Raw genomic sequence first — 17900 nt, 5'->3', positions numbered from 1 at the left:
GAGGGAGCTATGGGCCAGATTCTTCACGGCAGCGCCAAGACCACGCACGCCATTCGAGGCGAGCTACAGCGATCGCAAGCTTCGGTCGCGAGCCTCGCGAAGCGATACGGGATCAACGAGAAAACAGTCCTGAAGTGGCGGCATCGACGGTCTGTGGAAGATATGCCGATGGGGCCGAAGGAACGCCGCAGCACGGTGCTCTCGCCGATGGAAGAAGTCGCCATCGTGGCGCTGTGCGTACAGGCCCGGCTGCCACTGGATGAACGTCTTCGTCGCGCTGAAGGATGTGATCCCGCAGTTGACGCGTTCGTCCCTACACCGCTGTCTGCAGCGTCATGGCATCAGCCGCCTGCCCAAGGCCGACCGCGAGAAGCCCAAGAAGTTCAAAGGCTACGAGATCGGGTATTTCCACATCGACATCGCCGAGCGACCAAGCTGGCGGCTGCCGCGTTCCTCAAGGTGCTCATCAAGGCAGTGCCCTATCCGATCCACACCATCCTGACCCACAACGGCGTGCGGTTCGTCGATCGGGACCAAGGCGTGTCGCACACGTGGATTGGCCACATTTTCGGTCGCACCTGCCAAGACAACGGCATCGAGCATCGCCTTACCAAGCCGTATCATCCCTGGACCAACGGCCAGGCCGAACGGATGGCCAGGATAATCAAGGAAGCGTCCACCAAGTCCTTCCAGTACGCATCGATCCAGGAACTGCGACGACACATCGCCGACTGGCTCATTGCCTACAACTTCGCCAAGCAGCTCAAGGCTTTGAAGTTCAGGACGCCCTATGACGCCATCAACGCGCTATGGAAATCAAAGTCCGACGCCTTTATCGTAAAACCCGGCCATCACAAGCTGGGACCACACACCTAATTCCAGCTTTAACGCCTTAAGTTTCGACCGCGGTTGAAATTCCGTCGGCGCATCATCACCCTCCGGTTCCAAGAAACACCTTGAGTTGAGGTCCAGGAACCCGTGTGCAGCTAACACATCGATGCTGCGGGAGTGCGCTACAACCAGCGGCATCCGGTAAGCGCGGAGCGATTTATGCGACCGGGAAGCACCGTGTTCTCAATTGCCGAATTGACTCAAGCGTATTCTGAGCTAGCTTGGCATCTAAAGGATAGAAACGTATGCATGCTTCGCCCGCTTCTGGCAATCGCGTGAATTAATGCGGTTATTTCGCTCAGAAGTCTATGAAAAGCAAGTATATCGCCTTCACGGCGAAGTCGTGCTGACGTCTACTCTTTCGAACTGGGTGCTCATAGGTCTATTATTAACAATAGTATTGACCTCCTTAATATGTGCTTTGACTGGTCAGTACGCTCGCACTGAACTGGTCATAGGGCGCGTTGTTCCCGATGGTGCGCTCACACGGATTGTACCCACTCGACCGGGCACTGTAATAAGGCTGCAGGTCCATGAGGGCGACCATGTCAAGGTCGGGCAGCCCCTTGCCACAATCCTTGTTGCACAATCCTCGGAAGCTCGTAGCGATCCAAGTGGGGCTGAACTCAACGCCATTGATCTACAACACGCACTGGTGAGCCGCCAGATAGGTCTTTCGCAGAAGACTCAAGCTGAAGATAGCGCAAAATTGTCTTCCAGCATTAAAGAATATAGAGAAGAACTTGCGCTAAATCAACGTCAAATCTCTCTGCAAAAAGAGATGGTCGAATCAGCTAGGGATGGTTTCGAGCCTCTGTCTACACTCGTCACTAGTGGCTATGTTAGTAAATTTCAATATGAGGCAAGGCGACAAGCCTTACTGACACAGCAGGAGGAGTTACAGCAGTTAGAAGCTTCGAGGGCTCAATTGGTAGCAAATCTAAGACAAGCTCAGTTGACCCTTGCAGAGCTTCCAGCGCAAACGGCCGCTAAAATAAACGATTTGCAAAGTGGAGATGCAAATCTCACAGAAAAACGAATATCGGTTGAAAATGTTCGTGCTTACGTAATTACAGCGCCAATAGCGGGTAGAGTTTCTGGCTTGCAGATCACCAGGGGTTCTAATGTCACAACGCAGATCCCGATAATGATGATCGTTGAGGATGCAGTTCAGATGGCTGTGGAGCTATACGCGCCCACCCGCGCGATCGGGTTCGCTAGAAAGGGACAGGAGGTGAGAATTATGTATGATGCCTTTCCCTATCAACGCTTTGGTAGCTTCAAGGGGTACATCACTGAAATCTCTCACGCCGTACTGGCGCCGAACGAAATAGATGCACCCATCTCATCTAAGGAACCCGTTTATCGTCTCCGTGTTGCGCTCCCAATTCAGAAAGTCGAAGCGTTTGGTAAGCAGGTTTCTCTGCAACCAGGCATGACTCTTAGTGCACTCATTGTTCTTGATCGACGATCCTTCTTCGCTTGGGCGATAGAACCTATAAAAGCGGTTAGGTCTCGGATTTGATAGAGGTCGTATAAAAAAATGTCGACATTAGAATTAATCAAAAAAATTGGAAAGGATAAAATATGCGTATATTAACTATGGACGAATTGATGATAATATCTGGTGGAGTACATGTGACTTACTTCCCAGGAGGTGGATGGGTCGCGTCAGGCTCACTGGGCTCCAGTGGCAGCGATCCCTATGGTCTAGGCGCCATGGGTGAGGTGCTCGCATTTGAAAACGGGTATGCATCAGCACAAGCAGAAAGCGCCGTGGTAGAGTATAATGCGGGAACTATAAGCAATGGCGACGGGACCGTTACGGTATTTAACTCGCACGATGGGGGCCAGACGTACCAGAATGATGGCGTCATTTCCGCATCTCTTGCGGGAAATACGAACGCGATAATCCAGCAAATCAATAATAGTGGCGACAGCGGCACTATTATCGTAACGGGAGCTGTAGCAACATACTCCTTAGCGGAGAATCATCTTAATGATTTCAACGCTGCTAATTTATCCGGCTCTGCAAACGGCACAATTGTGTCCGACCGAAAATTTCAAAATGGCAATGTAACGCTAAAAACGCCCGGCGGGCATCTTTTTGGATATAGTCCAAACCTAAATTTGAGCCAGGATCAAATCCAAGCGGCCGAGCAAATTGTCGATTACGGATATGCGCATGGGGGTGACCAGGGAGCAATTCGGATCGCGCTTGCAGACGCTTTTTACGAGTCCCGCTTCACACAAGGCGCGACGAATGGAAGTCATATTGGCCTGTTCCAGTATAATCAAACGACGTGGGACGACTTAGGCGAGAGCGGGAGTATAAATAACGCCGGCGATCAGATAGCAGCTATTTTTAATGATATATCTAATTATGAAGCGCGTTTTGCAGCTGGCGGAGCAAATAATACTATTCCCAATACGATGAGCTTCGCGTCGTACTTCGAAATAAAGCATGAACTAGGAAATAACTCTGTCAACTGGAATGCGGTGAATCCAGTAACGGGGAATAAATACACTGATGACTGGAACGCAAAATACAACATGCTTAACCCCTCGATCGCGAAATAAATATTACGTCTAATTCTGGAGTGGTTGACATGCAGAAATTACACGCGGCATTGATCGCAATTTGCGCCATCTTTTCAGGTTTTCCGCAAAGTGCTAGCGCCCGAAATTTTGCGAACTGCGCACTGATCAAGTCTAACTACGTGTCGACAGACAAAGGCGGCTATACGTTGAACTTTAGCGCAACGGGCGGAGGTTATAAAGGTCGACTTATTCTGAATCTATACTCGTCGAAGAGCGGTAAGACATATTACTTTGCGTTAGACGCTGGTTCGGTATTAAATACAAGCCTTTTGCCCATTTCCGAATCAGAACACGCGTATTATATAAGGCATGGCGAATTTGAGAGCGATAGCCATCAAATCGCCGGGCAAGCTTCATTCATTGGTATAAAGCGCGGCGGCTACAGCTCATATAGTCCGCCGAAGAGCGATTCTTCGGCATTTTTATATGTTGTAATACCTGAGATTGGGGAGTGGCTTAGGCACTATAACGAACATGTAGTTGGCCCGGTTTTTATCTTGAATAGATGCGCTTAGGCGAACTTGAAATGCAGTTTCGACGCGGCCTACGAACAATTCGCCAGACGGAAGGCGCAGAGTGCGGTATAGCGTGCGTCGCCATGGTTGCAGCATTCTATGGACTAGATATTGATCTAGCAACAATGCGCCGACGTTACCCAATCTCAATGAAGGGAATGACATTAAGGGGCTTAATGGACGTTGGTGATGAGTTGGGCATGATATGCAGACCGTTGCAAGCTGAACTTGAGGAACTCCAAGATGTGCAGTGCCCGGCCATATTGCACTGGAATTTAAATCACTTCGTGGTTCTGAAGGCGGTTAAAAGGCGGCTCTCGGGGCAACATTATTTGTTGAATGATCCGGCATTAGGCGAGCGTTCATTAACAAAGCAAGAAATGTCGCGGTCCTACACGGGGATCGCTTTGGAGATGACTCCTTCACATAATTTTAGACGTGGTCGTGAGAAAGTTCCGTTTAAAATAAATCAGATGTGGTCAAATATAGTGGGGCTGCGACCCGTCTTTCTACAGATATTACTATTTTCTACGTTAATGCAGTTGCTCACGTTCGCAGAGCCATTTTATCTCCAACTTGCGGTCGATAATGCTGCCCCGGCACTCGACAAAGATTTCCTGATGGCGATAACCTTGGGGTTTGCCGGAGTTTCCGCTATTGGTCTATTTACTCGTACGTTGCGCGAAATTGTACTGATAAAGTTCGGTGCAGCTTTAGGTTTTCAGTTAGTTAACAATATTTTTAAGCAGATGCTGCGCCTTCCGATGGGCTATTTTGAGAAGCGCCACACCGGGGACATAATATCACGGTTCGAATCTACGCAGCCTATAACTGAAATACTGACCCATGGTCTGGTTGCAGCTTTGCTTGACGGCGCAATGAGCCTTGTCACGCTGGCCTTGATGTTTTTCTATTCACCTTTACTTGCGAGCTTAGCGGCCGCGAGTGTTGGCATCTACATCATTGTTCGAGTTCTATGGTTCGGCTCATTGCAGCTCGCCAACGTTAGCGTTATCTCGGCGCGAGCATCTGAAACCTCGACAATGATTGAAACGGTGCGCGGCATGGCCGCGATCAAGCTCTTCGCCCGAGAGGGAGATCGACACCGGCTCTGGCAGAATAAACGCGCGCGCGTTGTAAACTCAAATATTGTTATGAGCCGGATACAGATCTGGTTTGATTTAGTTAGCAACAGTGTGGCGGCTCTGGAAAATATTTTGTTCGTGTTTTTCGCCGTCAGTATGGTTATAGATGCTAAGTTCACTGTGGGAATGATATTCGCGTTCCAGGCCTATAAGCAACAATTTTTGGGTGCGGCTAATCGGTTAATCGGGCAGTGGGTGCAATTTCGTTTGATAGACATGCACCTCCTGCGAATTGCGGACATTGCTCTTGCGCCACCCGAAGTCGAAGGGCGGGTCAATAGTTCAAATTGTAACACTGAATTTACGGGCGCGATCGAGTTGAAAAACGTTCACTTCACGTATGGAGTTGGCGAGGATTTCGTGTTGAAAGGAGTAGATTTAAAAATTGAGCCGGGCCAAGCTGTGGCGATTGTCGGGCCATCTGGCGGTGGAAAATCAACATTATTGAAATTGATGTTAGGTTTTTATCCTCCACAATCGGGCGAAATTCGGATCGATGGGGAAAAATTGCTGCAGTACGGTTTGCGTCGGTACCGTAGGCAAATCGGGGCGGTTCTTCAAGAAGATGTTTTGTATGCGGGCTGCCTTTCCGAGAATATTAGTTTTTTCGATCCAGAAATAAATATGGATCGGGTCAAGGAGGTCGCTGGCATCGCATGCATTCATGATGACATTATGAAATTTCCCATGGGTTATGAGACTCTTGTTGGTGACATGGGGTCAGCACTTTCCGTTGGCCAAAAACAACGTGTGTTGTTAGCGCGCGCGCTGTATCATAGACCAAAAATCCTTTTTCTTGATGAGGGTACCGCGCACCTTGATATTCAGACCGAGTCCATAATTAATCGTTCTATTTCAGAACTTGGGATCACTCGCATTATTGTCGCTCACCGGCCAGATGCAATTCGTATGGCTAATAGAGTCGTGGCGTTGGTCAAAGGGCGGATAGTGGAAGTGGCGGACGTAAGATCGGAGGGGCTATTGTGATTTTCGCCGCACTGTTTATCCCCTTAATGGGAATCACGCGGTCCCGATTTGGGGTGCTATTTCTTTACTGTGTCGGTATTTTTTTTATAACTGTGGTATTGGTATGTCCGTTTGTTCGGCTTAACTCGAATTTAGGGTTCGGGGAAAATGTTCTATTCACAATTGCACTTTTGCTAACGTTCAACCAAGCTGCGAGCGATATAGTTCGTCAGCACTTTCTCCGTTTGCTGCCGCGCCGCGAGCTGCCTCACTTGGCGTTAAATCTTGCCCCGATGGCTGAAGTCGCGGTGGTCATACCGACACTTTTAATCAGCAGAGAGCAAGTTTTACAGCTCTCCAATCGCATTGATCTGAATTTTCGAAATGTAAATGACTTTCGGGTTAAGTTCGTAATTCTTGTCGACCCACTCGATAGCAGTGAGCAGGATTTAAATGATGAGGAGCGTGGTTTACTAGGTGATCTATCTAGCGCGATTGAACGGCTCAATCATACTTATCGGCGTGAAGGACACGCGCCTTTCGTTTTAATGACGCGAGAACGGCGATTCGCCCCCAGTGAGCATGTGTGGATGGGATGGGAGCGAAAGATGGGCAAGCTTTTAGAGTTCTTTGAACTAGTTTGTACCGGCCGCTCCAATCTTCGCGTTGTCTCCGGCCACTATGATGCTGATCTAGATCGGATAAATTACGCTATCGTCCTCGATGATGATAATATTTTGTCTCCCGGCTCTGCACATATCCTTGCTGCCACGATTTCCCATCCAAGTAATACGCCGGATTTGCGTAATTTGGGTGATAAGGCAGATTCCGGGTATGGGATAATCATGCCCTTAAGCTGCCAGAGGTCCGTCATATTGGATTCTAGGAATACAATATTCGACGCGTTTGGATTAGCTAAGTATATTGGTAAAGGGGCGTATAATATCCGGGCGTGCTATTCGGTTTTTAAAGATATATATCCTGTCGGGCGAGTTCTTTCCCACGATATGTGGGAGAGTTTGGTGGTGCGTACCGGCTTTACCCCCTACGCGACCGTGATCGAGAATATGCCCTCTAATCATTCTATCTTGCGTGAACGGGCCCATCGTTGGGTTCGCGGCGACTGGCAAAATCTCTTACTAATGATCACCAGAGGAAGCCGTGGATATCATTTTCCGCTTTTTGGTTGGTTAGTTGCGCTTGGCGACGCACGTAGAAGTTTGCAACCTCTGGGTTTGAGTATTGGTATCATCGTTATCGGTATTAATTGTAGCGCTGTAGAATTATGCGCTTTCATCCTCACCGCATATTCCAGTGAGGGCGTTCGTATAATTTTGTCTCTCTGTACGATAGCTAGAATGTCGGATGATAAATTCGTCTTAGCATTTAGGGCGGTTATTATATATCTGTTAATTTTGGTTTTTGAGTTAATTAACGCTCCGCTGCATGCGCTGATGAATCTGGATGCTATATTACGGACGATGTTCAATTTTTTACGTAGTAAACGAATGTTGGTTTGGCGTTCGTTTGCTCAGAGTGAAGGGGGCAAGATTTGTATTAGAGTTGGTGATATTTATCTATATGTTGTATGTTTCGTATCTGTGTTAATGGTAATTTGTCGTTCGGTTGGGCCTGCGATGCTTTTCATTTTGTTGCTTTGGTTAGTCTCGCCGGTGATACTAGGGGTGATCCGGCGAAAAGATAAGGGGTGATGGCCACTTAATTTCCATTTTTGGTCTCATTTTCAAATTCACGTACGAATAATGACTAGAAAGGTTTTAATTTTTAGATAAACTATTTTGTATCGCGAGATATGTTACGCAGTTTTCGATAGCGTGTTGTGCGTGATGTATCTGTTGAGCATTTCGCGAATCATGTGAATCTATATTGTGCTGCCGCGCCAAGGTCGAAGCCCAGGAAGCGCAGCCAGCTCAGCCGGTCGCGGGTCAGCCATTCCATGCGGGCATCGGACACGTTGTTCTGCGCGGCCAGCACCAGCACCTTCAGCATCACCACCAGATCATGCGGCGGACGACCCCCTTGGCGCCGTACGAGTAGGCCAGCGCTCCAACCAAGGTTGGTCGAAACGCTTCAAAATCCACAACCCGGGCCAGCACCTCCAGCGGATCGCCGTCCGCCGACAAGCGCTTCATGTGGTCCGATAACCCGAAAAGCCCCGATTGCCGTATCGTTCGCCCCCGCTGGCAGGAGCCAGTGGAGCATCTGAAAACCGTTTTGGCGAGCGGTAAATGGAGGCGCCCCCCTCGCTGCAATTGCGCTTGCCAAACAAGGGGAATGCCGAAAGGATCGTGCCAATGCGCACCGACATCGACCATCTTCCCGCGGCAAAGCGGCGCGAGCTTGAGCGCATCGTCGAGGTCGTTTTCGAAGAGTTTCGCGACGCGATCGGGAATGCCACCGGCCCCCGAAAGGGCGCGCGCATCCTGAAGGTCATCCTTTTTGGCAGCCACGCGCGGGGCGACTGGGTCGATGCGCCGCTGTCGGCGAACCAGTACAAGTCCGACTATGATATCCTCATCATTGTCAGTCAGGGGGAACTGACGGACCGGGCGGCTTATTGGGCCAAGGCTGAGGAACGGCTGATCCGGGCTTACACCATCGAGAAGACGCTGCGCACGCCGGTCAATTTCGTCGTCCATTCGCTGCACGAGGTGAACGACGGCCTTGCCCACGGTCGTGTGTTCTTCATGGAAGTCGCTAAGGATGGGATTGCGCTCTACGAAGTCGACGATCGGGAGTTGCAACAGCCGAAGCCAAAGACACCGCAGCAGGCGCTACAGGCGACAAAGGAGTATTTTGACGAAGGTTTTCCTTCTGCAATGAAGCGCTTTGAGTTCGCAAAGTTCGGCATCGGAAAAGGGTATTTAAAAGACTCTGCGTTTGACTTGCACCAGACGGCCGAACGCCTTTACTCGTGCTTGCTGCTCACGCTGACGTTTTATGCGCCCTATAACCACAACATCGCGTTCCTGCGGTCGCTGGCCGAGGGGCTCGACCGTCGCCTCTACGGAATCTGGCCTGAAACCACGCGCCGCGAACGCGCGATGTTTCAGAAGCTCAAGGAGGCCTATACGAAGGCCCGCTATTCCAAGCACTACCGGATCAGCGAGGAAGAACTGGCATGGCTCGGAGAGCGGATCGAGGAACTGGGCCGTGTCGTTTATCAGGTCTGCTCTGAACGAGTCGCTGAATTGGAAGCCGCCGCTGGGAAATAGCGATACCGCCAGACAGCTTGCCCGGTATCTCCTTGTCTGGCATATTCGGAAGTACGGGATGGAAGGACTGGCGGCCATCTCGGGGATAACCCTGCCAGGCATCATGTAGGTCCGGCCAACAAGGTCGGGCAGTTGCTGCAAGCCGCGATGGCGGCGCACAGTGGACACCGCTTGCACCATCCGCGCCCGAATGCGCGGACCGCCGGTGTGCGAGCTGCAAATGACATCCCCTACCGACGTTTATGCGCGCGAGGTCGTGATGGCGCGCGTCCGCCATCTGGTCCGGCGCAAGCAGAACGAGATCGAACGCATCGCGCGCATCATTCGCGGCTGCTTCGAACCCGGAAAGGTCCACGCACCCCAGCCGGGTAAGATTCGGCGGATTATCCTGATCGGTCCCTATGCGCGCCGTTCCTGGTATGAGGACCGGCACACCCTCCAGTTCTCGGATTATGAATTTTGGATCGTCGTCAACCATCCCGCCTTCAAGGATGGGCGCTGCTGGCAGCGGGTGCGCGATGTCATCGACAGCGAACTCGGTAGCCGGTGCGCGGTCGCTTTCGGCATCTACTCCAAGGCCGACATCCGCATCGCCGGGATCGAACGCGACACCTTCATCCTCGACCGCATCGAGGCGGGCATAACGCTCTACCGCGCTTCACGCGACGCGCCGTTGAACGAACGCGAACGTGGGGAGGCAGGGCGATGACTCGCTCCAGCTCCACGGCTGCGTTTGAGGGACTGTACCGGGCAGAATATGCACGGGTCCTGCGCTTCTTCCGAAAGCGGGTGGGCGGGGACGATGCTCCTGACCTCGCACAGGAGGTTTTCATCAAGCTGTTCGCTGCGGGCGTGGCCGAACACCTAGAGAATCCGCCAGCCTATCTCGTCCGGTGCGCCCGCAATCTTCTCATTGACCGCGCGCGCCGGAGGACATCGCCGCAGAACACCTGGTGTCCGATCGACGAGGGCAGGGATGCACCGGTGCCTCCCGAACAAGCGTTGCGGATTGAGGAGCGCGATGTTCGGAAGGTCTATCGACGAACACTTCTGGCCATGCCGCGAAAAACCCGCCGCATTTTCCTGATGCATCGGCTGAAATGCATGACCTATGCGGAAATCTCCGAACAGGTCGGCCTCGGCTATGACGGCGTCGAATACCATATGATGCGTGCATTGGCGCGGTGCCGCAGAACGGCTTCTACGCATCAACTATAGGATTGCTTCCTAATCCGAAGATTGAGCGCCGCCAGCGGCGCAACATTACTTATTTTCAAGGGAGAAAGAGGCGCTGCCTCTCTCTCCCTGCAAGGTGCCGCTTTGGGGCCGTGGCTCGCTGCGCTGCGCCCGCACCACCCCCGGCACCGGACCTTGCCCCCACTCTCTCCGCCCCTCGCCGGGTCGGCAGGGGTCATGCGCGGCATGACCCCTGCGCGGATCGGAAGGGAGTAACAGCAATGACTAGGCAAGACCTTCACAGCCGCATTACGGACCGCATCTTGGCCGAGCTTGAGCAGGGCGCGCGCCCTTGGTTGAAACCGTGGAGCGGCGGTGACATGGCCACGTCCGGGCAGACTCGCCCCTTGCGCGCCACCGGCCAGCCTTATCGCGGGATCAATGTCCTCCTCTTGTGGATCGAGGCGCAGGCGTCCGGCTTTGTCGCCCCATCATGGATGACGTACAAACAGGCGCACGCCTTGGGCGCGCAGGTGCGAAAGGGGGAGCATGGTGCAACAGTGGTCTATTATGGCGACAGCACCAAGACCGTGCATGACGACGCCAGCGGCGAGGATCGGGAGCAGGGCTTCCGTTTCCTGAAAACCTATACCGTGTTCAACGTGGCGCAGATCGACGGGCTGCCCGAACGGTTCCATATCGTGCCGGAACCAACGCCGGAGGCGGAGCGCATCGCGGCTGCCGAGGCATTCTTTGCCAGCATCCCAGCAACCGTGAACCATGGCGGCGACAGAGCATATTATATGCCGTCAGCAGACCGCATCCAGCTACCGCCCTTCGCAGCGTTCCATGATGCGCACGGCTATTACGCCACCAGGGGCCATGAAACCGTGCATTGGACTCGGCATGAGAGCCGCCTCGACCGCAGCTTTGGGCGCGAGAAATGGGGCGATGCAGGCTATGCCCGCGAGGAATTATGCGCTGAGCTTGGCGCAGCTTTTCTTGCCGCCGATCTTGTGCTTGGCATCGAGCCGCGCCCCGATCATGCCAGCTATATCGCAAGCTGGATCAAGGTCCTGCAAAACGACACTCGCGCTATCGTGCAAGCCGCCGCCCATGCCGAACGCGCCGTTGCCTATCTCCACCAGCTGGCGAGTCCCGAAGCGATCAAGGAAGCGGCATAGACGATCTATAATGAGGCCACCCCGGAAAGGGGTGGCCACTTCGTTTGTCCCACCCACCGACCCCATGCGCCGGCCTCTCCCTTCGGTCGCGAAGTGGGACAGAGAGACTGTTTCAGGCAGCGAGCGGCGAAACCGAAGCTCGCTTCCCACCCGCACGCGGCGCGACGGAAATCTTCACTCGAACATCCCGGTTGAGCCGGTCGAGAATCCGCAACAGCCGGTCGATGGTGAAACGGTCGAGTTTGACCTGACGGATACGCGAAAAATCCGCAGCCGATATGCCGGTGCGCGCTTCGGCATCGCGCACCGTGAGCCGCTCGGCATCGAGCGTTTTGACGATTTCAGCGGCGAGGATCGCGCGAAATTGGCGAATACTGGCATCGGGTTGATCGAAATCGGCAAAGACATTGCCCGAACCGCGAACCAGTTCGAAATCGTCATCTTGGTCAGCCATCGAGCATTTCCTTCAACCGCTTGATCCGCTCGCGCACGAGGTCGATTTCGTGCCGCGGCGTCGCAATTCCCCTGGTCGATTTCTTCTGGAAGGCATGAACCACCCAGATATCATCGCCCAGTTGCAGCGCATAGACGACCCGATAGGCGTCGCCGCGCTCCTTGATCGCCAGTTCCCACACACCGGCACCCAGCCCGGCAAGCGGCTTGGCAATGTCCGGCGTTCCGCCATCGGCCACCACTGTCAGGGCATCGAATGCTCGATCCATGGCGCGCGCAGGAAACGCCTCAAAATCTCGCCGCGCCGCCTTGATCCAAGAGACTGTGCGGAGCGTGTTACGTGATTTCGCCATATGTAGTCAAATCTGCCAACAAAGTCAATTTGAGACCGTTCAGGCCACCGCCGCCAGCGACGTTCGGCGATCCAACACCTCCACCGCTTTCAGCTTATGCTCCGGTGCCAGGTGGGCATAGCGCAGGGTCATCGCATAGTCGGAATGCCCCAGTAGCTCGCGCACGGTGTTCAGATCTACGCCGCCCATCACCAGACGCGACGCGAAATGATGGCGCATGTCGTGCCAGCGGAACGCGGTGATATTCGCGTCCTTGAGCAAATGCCGCCATGAAAAGTTGACGCGATCAAACCGCTTGCCTGCGTCATTGACGAAGACCAGCCCGTTCTCTTCTTCCACCTGCGCCCGCCAGCCTTGCAGCACGCGCGTGGCTTCACGGTTGAGCGGGATATGGCGTGTGCGCCGCGATTTGGCAGTCGCTCCGGTTACGGTCAGGATGCGCCGATCGAGATCGACGTTCGACCATTGGAGATCGAATAACTCGCCGCGACGGCAGCCGGTGTTGATCGACAGCAGGATCAGCGGCTTCACATGATCGGTGAACATGACCGTGCGCAGGCTGGGCAGTTGCACATAGCCCCTTTCTCGCCGCCAATGATTGGCGGAATCGCGTTCGGCGCGGCGGCGTTCCTCGCGGGCATCGATCGCGGCACGTAGCCGGCCTTCCTCGGCATCGCTCAAAAACCGGACCTTGAGGCAATCGTCGGTGCGCGATTTCTTGACCTTGGCCAGCGGGTTGGTTCCGATCAATTCCCAATCTACTGCCCGGTTGAAAGCCGCCTTGATCGACGAAATATCGCGATTGATCGTTTCTAGGCTCAAGCCTCGCTCGATTTCGCTCGCGCGCCAGCGTTCGACATCCAGCCCGGTGATCTTGTCGAGCGGCTTGTCGAGCAATGCCTTGAAAGCCGTCGTCAGCCGCTTGAGATTTTGGGCATGGGCTTTCTGATTGGCTCTGGCCCACACGGCATAATCGCCGTCTAGGAAATCACGAAAGGTCGGTACACCCTGCTTGGGTTTGCGCGCCTCGATCGGATCAATGCCACGATAGACTTCGGACAGGATCACGCGGGCGCTATCCCGCGCTTCGGCCAGACCCACGGCATCGGCTCTGCCCAGCCACACACGCTTGCCACGGGCGAACTCGCAATAGAAGGATTTGACGCCGCTTGGCATGACGCGCAGCACCAGCCCCTTGAGGCGTGCGTCACGGTGATCTTCCGGCCTAACCGGATTGACCATCTTCTCGATCATGGCTTGTGTCAGAACAGTTCGCATCGAGCGTCTCGCCAGCCGAATCGACTCAATTTTGGTGGTGCGCTGGTGGTGCAACTTGCTGCAACGAGGCGGAACAAGCAGCATCCAAACGCAACAACCTCAACGGTTAAAAGGTGGCATAAGCTACTGTAATTAGCAAGTTTTTGTGTTGCATTCGGGGGCGTTCAAAGCCTTCAAATTTGGGGCTGGGGGTGTGGGGGTCGCAGGTTCGAATCCTGTCGCCCCGACCAAATTTCCTGAAAAGCCATACATGCCAAAGCGGGCGGCGTCGGCAACGCGCAGCGTTGCACATGCCGGTTTCACCCCCTGCGGCTGTCCATCTCGATCAGTTCGGGGTCTTCCGGCCAGTCGGGCATCAACGCAACTTCGGCTTCGGCGGCGGCCAGGTCCTGGCCGCTTTCCTCGATATTCGGCAGATAATGCAGGCGCAGCCGTTCGGCGAGGGCGAGTTCCTCCGGCCCTGCAGCGTTGGCGTAGATCGCGGTGGTCTGCAGGTCCGAATGGCCCAGCCAGCGTTGCACCATGTTGAGCGGCACGCCGGCGCCCAGCGCGCCCACGGCAAAGCCGTGGCGGAAGCCCTTGGGTGTGGCATGCGGGCCGGTGATGCCCGCTGCGGCGCACACGCGGCTGACATGCCGCCATGCCGTCATCCGCGACCAGCGCCACAGTCGCCCGCCCGGCACCGTTACCGGCAGCGCGCATAGCTGCTCGGCCAGTTCGCGGGAGATGGGAACCGCGCGGAAAATGCCGGCCTGGCGCTTCTTCAGCGTTTCGAAAACGACCAGCCCGTCCTGCACATCAACGCGGTTTGCGCTGAGCGCCAGTGCCTCGGAAATGCGGCAACCCGTTTCGGCGAGCAGGCGGCAGAAAACGGCGACATCCGTGCGCTCCACCGCGGTGGCGGCAAGGAAACGCAGCACCTCCGTGCGGTTCACATATTTGCGTCTGCCATAGCCATCAAAGGGTGACCACTGCATCGTCCGTCAAGTCCCGCAAGCTTCCTGCGCGCCGACGCACGCCGACACGGGGTTTCGAGTTCATATTCCGGCAGTCCGCTGGTCTTCCCGAGGGCCCCGCGCCGAGAAACCGGCATACCTTCCCATTATAGAAGGCATCGCGGTTGTGCAACTAAGGTAACTTACGTGATAACTCGTTTCAATAGCGAAACCGCCTGAAATGGGTGTTTCTGGCGTTTTCTGCCCGCTTATGGAGCAAAGCGGGCGTTCGGGCGTTCGGGCCGGCGTCAGGGGGACGTTTAGCAAAAATCGACCGAATGTCAGGTTAACTAACATATATAATTGTTAATGTTACACTATACTGCATAGTGTCACAAATGGCGGTTTTTGAACGATTTTCGTGCTTCGCTTGGCGTGGGTGACGTTTAGGCAGGGTAAGATTAAACGAGGGGATTGAAATGATAAATCTTGTCTTTTCCAGGGATGGAAAGCGTAAATATCTGACCGCGGAGGAGCGATCCAAGATTTTATCGGAGGCGGTGCGCGCCGGTCCGGAGCTTTATACTTTCTCTCTCACGCTGGCGGTGACAGGTTGTCGCGTTACCGAGGCCCTGATGCTTACGGCGGGGGGCGTTGATGCAAGCTCGCAGGCAATCATAATTGAAAGCCTTAAGAGAAGATCGCGCGGAATATTTAGAACCATTCCGGTTCCAGTACAGTTAATCGAAACCTTGAAGCGAGTGCACGATCTTCCCGCGCTCCCGCCCGGGCAGCGGCTATGGCCCTGGTCGCGCATGACTGCGTGGCGCAAGCTAAATCGGATAATGGAAGATGCCGGAATTGCCGGCAATCAGGCTAGTGCGCGCGGGTTTCGGCACGGATTTGGAGTATCCGCCATTCAATCCGGTGTACCGCTCAACATGGTACAGCGCTGGCTAGGGCACGCAGACATGCGCACCACTGCCATCTATACATGCGCTATCGGCCCCGAAGAGCTTGAGATTGCTTCCCGCATGTGGAACCGAAACTTCAGGATCAACGACCACAATGGCTGAATAATTCAAGGCGCCTCCGTCGCGAGGCGTCCCCGAACCTTCCCGTAAGCACCTGTTTCGCCAAGCTAACAATTTGGCGAAATCTTTTGCGCGCGCCCAGGGTGGCGCCATTGCGCAACGATACATTTTGCAGTATTTCGTCACGCTAGCAGTTTCGATTCCGGACTCGCTGGTGGGCTTGCATGATGTTGGAAAGAAAGGGAAATTTTCGTATACGTGCGTCGGTGCCTCGGTTTTTTGCCGGTGCCGGCACGATTGCGATTTCCGCCTTTCCCAGCAAGTTTGCCAAGGATTTTGCGAGTCCTGAGAGCCAACAATTAACCTTCTATACTTGGGACGAGGCCGGGCGATCCGGTCTCGCGCGCCGATGCGCCTGACCATCGGCAAGCGGGGGCGTCGGCCCCATGTCCGGCTGCGCTACGCGCCCGACCGCGCCGAGCCGGGCGATAGCATGCTTGCGGCGGCGCTCGACCGGGCTGCGGAAAGCCGGGCGAGCGATGCAGCGGTTCCCATCGAAGAGGCGCTCGCGTTCATCGAACGGGCGACTGGCACCGGCACTTTCCGTGGCGGGGCGCTTGCGGAGCGAGTCCATATTGGCAACGCGGGCGGCGACGGCGCTGCCGGGCGAGACGCCGCCGGTACAGGCCATTTTCCCTCGTTTTCCGTCCCGCGGGTGCGGCGCAATCGTGCCGGTGTCGAACGTTTTTCGGTCGTGAAGCCGCGGGGTATCGACGCGGCATTCCGCGATCCCGATGCGCGTCCGCTATCCGATTGCGAGACCGAACGGCTCTTCCCGGATCGCGACCTCGGCCCGTTTCGCGCCTTGCTGGTCGCGGTGCCTGCGTCGCTGCTGCTCTGGGCAGCGATTGCCTGGCTGCTGTCGTGATCCGGTCGCTCCTCTCTTCAACTCGTGATGCGCCGGCCCCCGCGCCGGAAGGACGGTTTCCATGCATGTTCTGACTGAAAAAGCCGCCAAGCATCCGAACAGCCTGATCGGTCGCCTGGAACTGGAAGCGCTGGCCGACCGCCTGTTTCACGCCATCACCGTTGCGGCGCCCAAGCACCGCCAGGAAGAATGCGTCGCCATCGCCAACGAGCTTGCGGACCTTGCCCGGCGCGAGCGCCGCATGCTCGAACAGTTCGAGACCCAGGGCACGGTGCTGCCAACGGCGCTGCGCGATGCGCTGCAGTTGAAGACGCCCAAGGCGGCGCGGCTGCTCTACCGGCTGATGCACGACGCAGACAAGCTGGTGCACAGGGCGGTGTTGATCCGCGCGCTGGAAACGACTTCTGCCGGTCTGTCGACGATGATCTGCGAAGTCAGGGCTGCGTTGCTGCCGCTCGGTCTGCGCGCCGACCTCCGCACGATCGGCGTGGCCTATACCCTGTCTTCCCAGGCGGCGGAGGCAATTGCAGCGCATTGCCAGCGCGATGGCGCCGCGCGCCTGCGGGCACTGCCGGTCCCGACGCCGCCTGCACCGCCGCCCGCGGCGCTGGTCCAGGTGCCCGCCGCGGCGTGGCAGGTCGATAATGATGCGGGCGAAGCCGGCGCGGAAGAAGCTGCGCCCGAAGGCGGGGCGGAAGGGCTGCAGGGCTTGCGCCCGGGCCTGCGCCTGCTCGCGGTGCTCCATCATTCATCCGCCCCCGGCGGTGCGAGCCAGGCCAAGCGGCAGAAGGGCCGCGAGGCGGATGTGCAGGGCATGTTCCTGGAATTGATCCGTCAGCGTGGCGGCATGGTGCTGCACCTGATGCTGCTGCTGGGCAGCAATCCCGGCCGCTTCGTCGAAGTGTCCGAACTGGTGGCGGCGCTCGGCTGTACCCCCGCTTCGCTGAAGGTCACCGTGTGCAAGCTGCGCAAGCAGTTCGCCGATGGCGGCATGCCCAATCCGATCGAAAGCGCGCGCGGCGAAGGGTATCGCATGTCCGAAGCGGCGCTGGCGGCGATTGCCGAACTGGGCGATGCACTGGTCGAATCGCGGCTGGCGACGGGGGATACGGTCGCCGATGTTGCCGCCTTCGCCGCACCCGAGCCCCTGGCGCGCCAGAGCCGCGCCGCTGCCTGAGGCGGGGCAGGGCGGTTCTCCGCCGCCT

General features: G+C 55.6%; 18 protein-coding genes and 1 pseudogene. 13 read left to right on the top strand and 6 right to left on the bottom strand.

The window, feature by feature from the left end; all coding sequences use genetic code 11:
• Positions 1-9 precede the first annotated feature (9 nt).
• From ACT53M_RS16060 to ACT53M_RS16040, 5 genes and pseudogenes are all read left to right on the top strand, one after another.
• Positions 10-876 (top strand): annotated as a pseudogene (locus ACT53M_RS16060) (integrase core domain-containing protein).
• Positions 877-1174: 298 nt separating this feature from the next.
• The gene (locus ACT53M_RS16055; RefSeq protein WP_476229576.1) at positions 1175-2416 is read left to right on the top strand and encodes an HlyD family secretion protein; all 1242 of its coding nucleotides are present in this window, start codon (positions 1175-1177) and stop codon (positions 2414-2416) included.
• A gap of 62 nt (positions 2417-2478) precedes the next feature.
• The gene (locus ACT53M_RS16050; protein WP_476229575.1) at positions 2479-3471 is read left to right on the top strand and encodes an FHA domain-containing protein; all 993 of its coding nucleotides are present in this window, start codon (positions 2479-2481) and stop codon (positions 3469-3471) included.
• Positions 3472-4018: 547 nt separating this feature from the next.
• Positions 4019-6139 carry a peptidase domain-containing ABC transporter gene (locus tag ACT53M_RS16045; RefSeq protein ID WP_476234632.1) on the top strand — a complete coding sequence of 707 codons (2121 nt, stop codon included), beginning with the start codon at positions 4019-4021 and terminating at the stop codon, positions 6137-6139.
• Entirely contained in the window at positions 6136-7830 is a 1695-nt protein-coding gene (locus ACT53M_RS16040) for a hypothetical protein (RefSeq protein ID WP_476229573.1), read from the top strand. Before ACT53M_RS16045 ends, ACT53M_RS16040 begins: the two co-directional genes overlap by 4 nt.
• Before the next feature lie 160 nt (positions 7831-7990).
• On the opposite strand, the gene ACT53M_RS16035 is transcribed toward ACT53M_RS16040, so the two are convergent.
• On the bottom strand, positions 7991-8128 hold the full coding sequence (locus ACT53M_RS16035) for a transposase (protein ID WP_476229572.1): 138 nt from the start codon (positions 8126-8128) through the stop codon (positions 7991-7993).
• Positions 8128-8271, bottom strand: a complete 144-nt coding sequence (locus ACT53M_RS16030; protein ID WP_476229571.1) for a hypothetical protein — start codon at positions 8269-8271, stop codon at positions 8128-8130. Before ACT53M_RS16030 ends, ACT53M_RS16035 begins: the two co-directional genes overlap by 1 nt.
• Before the next feature lie 162 nt (positions 8272-8433).
• Here ACT53M_RS16030 and ACT53M_RS16025 point away from each other — a divergent pair, with 162 nt between their 5' ends.
• The 4 genes from ACT53M_RS16025 to ACT53M_RS16010 all read left to right on the top strand — a co-directional run bounded on the left by ACT53M_RS16025 (position 8434) and on the right by ACT53M_RS16010 (position 11714).
• Positions 8434-9354 carry a HEPN domain-containing protein gene (locus ACT53M_RS16025; RefSeq protein ID WP_476229570.1) on the top strand — a complete coding sequence of 307 codons (921 nt, stop codon included), beginning with the start codon at positions 8434-8436 and terminating at the stop codon, positions 9352-9354.
• 190 nt (positions 9355-9544) lie between these two features.
• Entirely contained in the window at positions 9545-10063 is a 519-nt protein-coding gene (locus ACT53M_RS16020; protein ID WP_476234630.1) for a hypothetical protein, read from the top strand.
• The gene (locus tag ACT53M_RS16015) at positions 10060-10572 is read left to right on the top strand and encodes a sigma-70 family RNA polymerase sigma factor (protein ID WP_476229568.1); all 513 of its coding nucleotides are present in this window, start codon (positions 10060-10062) and stop codon (positions 10570-10572) included. Before ACT53M_RS16020 ends, ACT53M_RS16015 begins: the two co-directional genes overlap by 4 nt.
• 239 nt (positions 10573-10811) lie before the next feature.
• Positions 10812-11714 (top strand): ArdC family protein, encoded by a 903-nt coding sequence (locus ACT53M_RS16010; protein WP_476229567.1) that lies wholly within the window; start codon positions 10812-10814, stop codon positions 11712-11714.
• Between the two features lie 112 nt (positions 11715-11826).
• Here ACT53M_RS16010 and ACT53M_RS16005 read toward each other — a convergent pair whose 3' ends face one another.
• From ACT53M_RS16005 to ACT53M_RS15990, 4 genes are all read right to left on the bottom strand, one after another.
• Complete coding sequence (locus tag ACT53M_RS16005) at positions 11827-12168, bottom strand: helix-turn-helix domain-containing protein (RefSeq protein WP_476229566.1); 342 nt, start codon at positions 12166-12168, stop codon at positions 11827-11829.
• Positions 12161-12520, bottom strand: a complete 360-nt coding sequence (locus ACT53M_RS16000) for a type II toxin-antitoxin system RelE/ParE family toxin (protein ID WP_476229565.1) — start codon at positions 12518-12520, stop codon at positions 12161-12163. Before ACT53M_RS16000 ends, ACT53M_RS16005 begins: the two co-directional genes overlap by 8 nt.
• A gap of 39 nt (positions 12521-12559) precedes the next feature.
• Positions 12560-13774 (bottom strand): phage integrase, encoded by a 1215-nt coding sequence (locus tag ACT53M_RS15995; protein WP_476229564.1) that lies wholly within the window; start codon positions 13772-13774, stop codon positions 12560-12562.
• Between the two features lie 323 nt (positions 13775-14097).
• A complete protein-coding gene (locus ACT53M_RS15990) occupies positions 14098-14775 on the bottom strand; it encodes a tyrosine-type recombinase/integrase (protein ID WP_476234629.1) in 678 nt (225 codons plus the stop codon).
• Between the two features lie 437 nt (positions 14776-15212).
• Here ACT53M_RS15990 and ACT53M_RS15985 point away from each other — a divergent pair, with 437 nt between their 5' ends.
• The 4 genes from ACT53M_RS15985 to ACT53M_RS15970 all read left to right on the top strand — a co-directional run bounded on the left by ACT53M_RS15985 (position 15213) and on the right by ACT53M_RS15970 (position 17872).
• Positions 15213-15809 carry a tyrosine-type recombinase/integrase gene (locus ACT53M_RS15985; protein ID WP_476234627.1) on the top strand — a complete coding sequence of 199 codons (597 nt, stop codon included), beginning with the start codon at positions 15213-15215 and terminating at the stop codon, positions 15807-15809.
• Between the two features lie 182 nt (positions 15810-15991).
• Positions 15992-16186 (top strand): hypothetical protein, encoded by a 195-nt coding sequence (locus ACT53M_RS15980; protein ID WP_476234625.1) that lies wholly within the window; start codon positions 15992-15994, stop codon positions 16184-16186.
• The gene (locus ACT53M_RS15975) at positions 16177-16695 is read left to right on the top strand and encodes a hypothetical protein (protein ID WP_476229561.1); all 519 of its coding nucleotides are present in this window, start codon (positions 16177-16179) and stop codon (positions 16693-16695) included. The genes ACT53M_RS15980 and ACT53M_RS15975 overlap by 10 nt, the downstream gene beginning before the upstream one ends.
• Before the next feature lie 61 nt (positions 16696-16756).
• Entirely contained in the window at positions 16757-17872 is a 1116-nt protein-coding gene (locus ACT53M_RS15970) for a helix-turn-helix domain-containing protein (RefSeq protein WP_476229560.1), read from the top strand.
• Positions 17873-17900 lie beyond the last annotated feature (28 nt).

The sequence above is a fragment of the Sphingomonas sp. DMC6 genome (assembly GCF_056314225.1).
The sequence above is the reverse complement of the archived record's forward strand: the minus strand, read 5'-3'. Positions and strand labels throughout refer to the sequence as shown.

Bases quoted from the DNA above. Each gene is read 5' to 3' on its own strand.
- ACT53M_RS16055 (WP_476229576.1), top strand. From the start codon at position 1,175: ATGCGGTTATTTCGCTCAGAAGTCTATGAAAAGCAAGTATATCGCCTT.
- ACT53M_RS16050 (WP_476229575.1), top strand. From the start codon at position 2,479: ATGCGTATATTAACTATGGACGAATTGATGATAATATCTGGTGGAGTA.
- ACT53M_RS16045 (WP_476234632.1), top strand. From the start codon at position 4,019: ATGCAGTTTCGACGCGGCCTACGAACAATTCGCCAGACGGAAGGCGCA.
- ACT53M_RS16035 (WP_476229572.1), bottom strand. From the start codon at position 8,128: ATGCTGAAGGTGCTGGTGCTGGCCGCGCAGAACAACGTGTCCGATGCC.
- ACT53M_RS16030 (WP_476229571.1), bottom strand. From the start codon at position 8,271: ATGAAGCGCTTGTCGGCGGACGGCGATCCGCTGGAGGTGCTGGCCCGG.
- ACT53M_RS16025 (WP_476229570.1), top strand. From the start codon at position 8,434: ATGCGCACCGACATCGACCATCTTCCCGCGGCAAAGCGGCGCGAGCTT.
- ACT53M_RS16020 (WP_476234630.1), top strand. From the start codon at position 9,545: ATGCGCGGACCGCCGGTGTGCGAGCTGCAAATGACATCCCCTACCGAC.
- ACT53M_RS16015 (WP_476229568.1), top strand. From the start codon at position 10,060: ATGACTCGCTCCAGCTCCACGGCTGCGTTTGAGGGACTGTACCGGGCA.
- ACT53M_RS16010 (WP_476229567.1), top strand. From the start codon at position 10,812: ATGACTAGGCAAGACCTTCACAGCCGCATTACGGACCGCATCTTGGCC.
- ACT53M_RS16005 (WP_476229566.1), bottom strand. From the start codon at position 12,168: ATGGCTGACCAAGATGACGATTTCGAACTGGTTCGCGGTTCGGGCAAT.
- ACT53M_RS16000 (WP_476229565.1), bottom strand. From the start codon at position 12,520: ATGGCGAAATCACGTAACACGCTCCGCACAGTCTCTTGGATCAAGGCG.
- ACT53M_RS15995 (WP_476229564.1), bottom strand. From the start codon at position 13,774: ATGATCGAGAAGATGGTCAATCCGGTTAGGCCGGAAGATCACCGTGAC.
- ACT53M_RS15990 (WP_476234629.1), bottom strand. From the start codon at position 14,775: ATGCAGTGGTCACCCTTTGATGGCTATGGCAGACGCAAATATGTGAAC.
- ACT53M_RS15985 (WP_476234627.1), top strand. From the start codon at position 15,213: ATGATAAATCTTGTCTTTTCCAGGGATGGAAAGCGTAAATATCTGACC.
- ACT53M_RS15980 (WP_476234625.1), top strand. From the start codon at position 15,992: ATGATGTTGGAAAGAAAGGGAAATTTTCGTATACGTGCGTCGGTGCCT.
- ACT53M_RS15975 (WP_476229561.1), top strand. From the start codon at position 16,177: ATGCGCCTGACCATCGGCAAGCGGGGGCGTCGGCCCCATGTCCGGCTG.
- ACT53M_RS15970 (WP_476229560.1), top strand. From the start codon at position 16,757: ATGCATGTTCTGACTGAAAAAGCCGCCAAGCATCCGAACAGCCTGATC.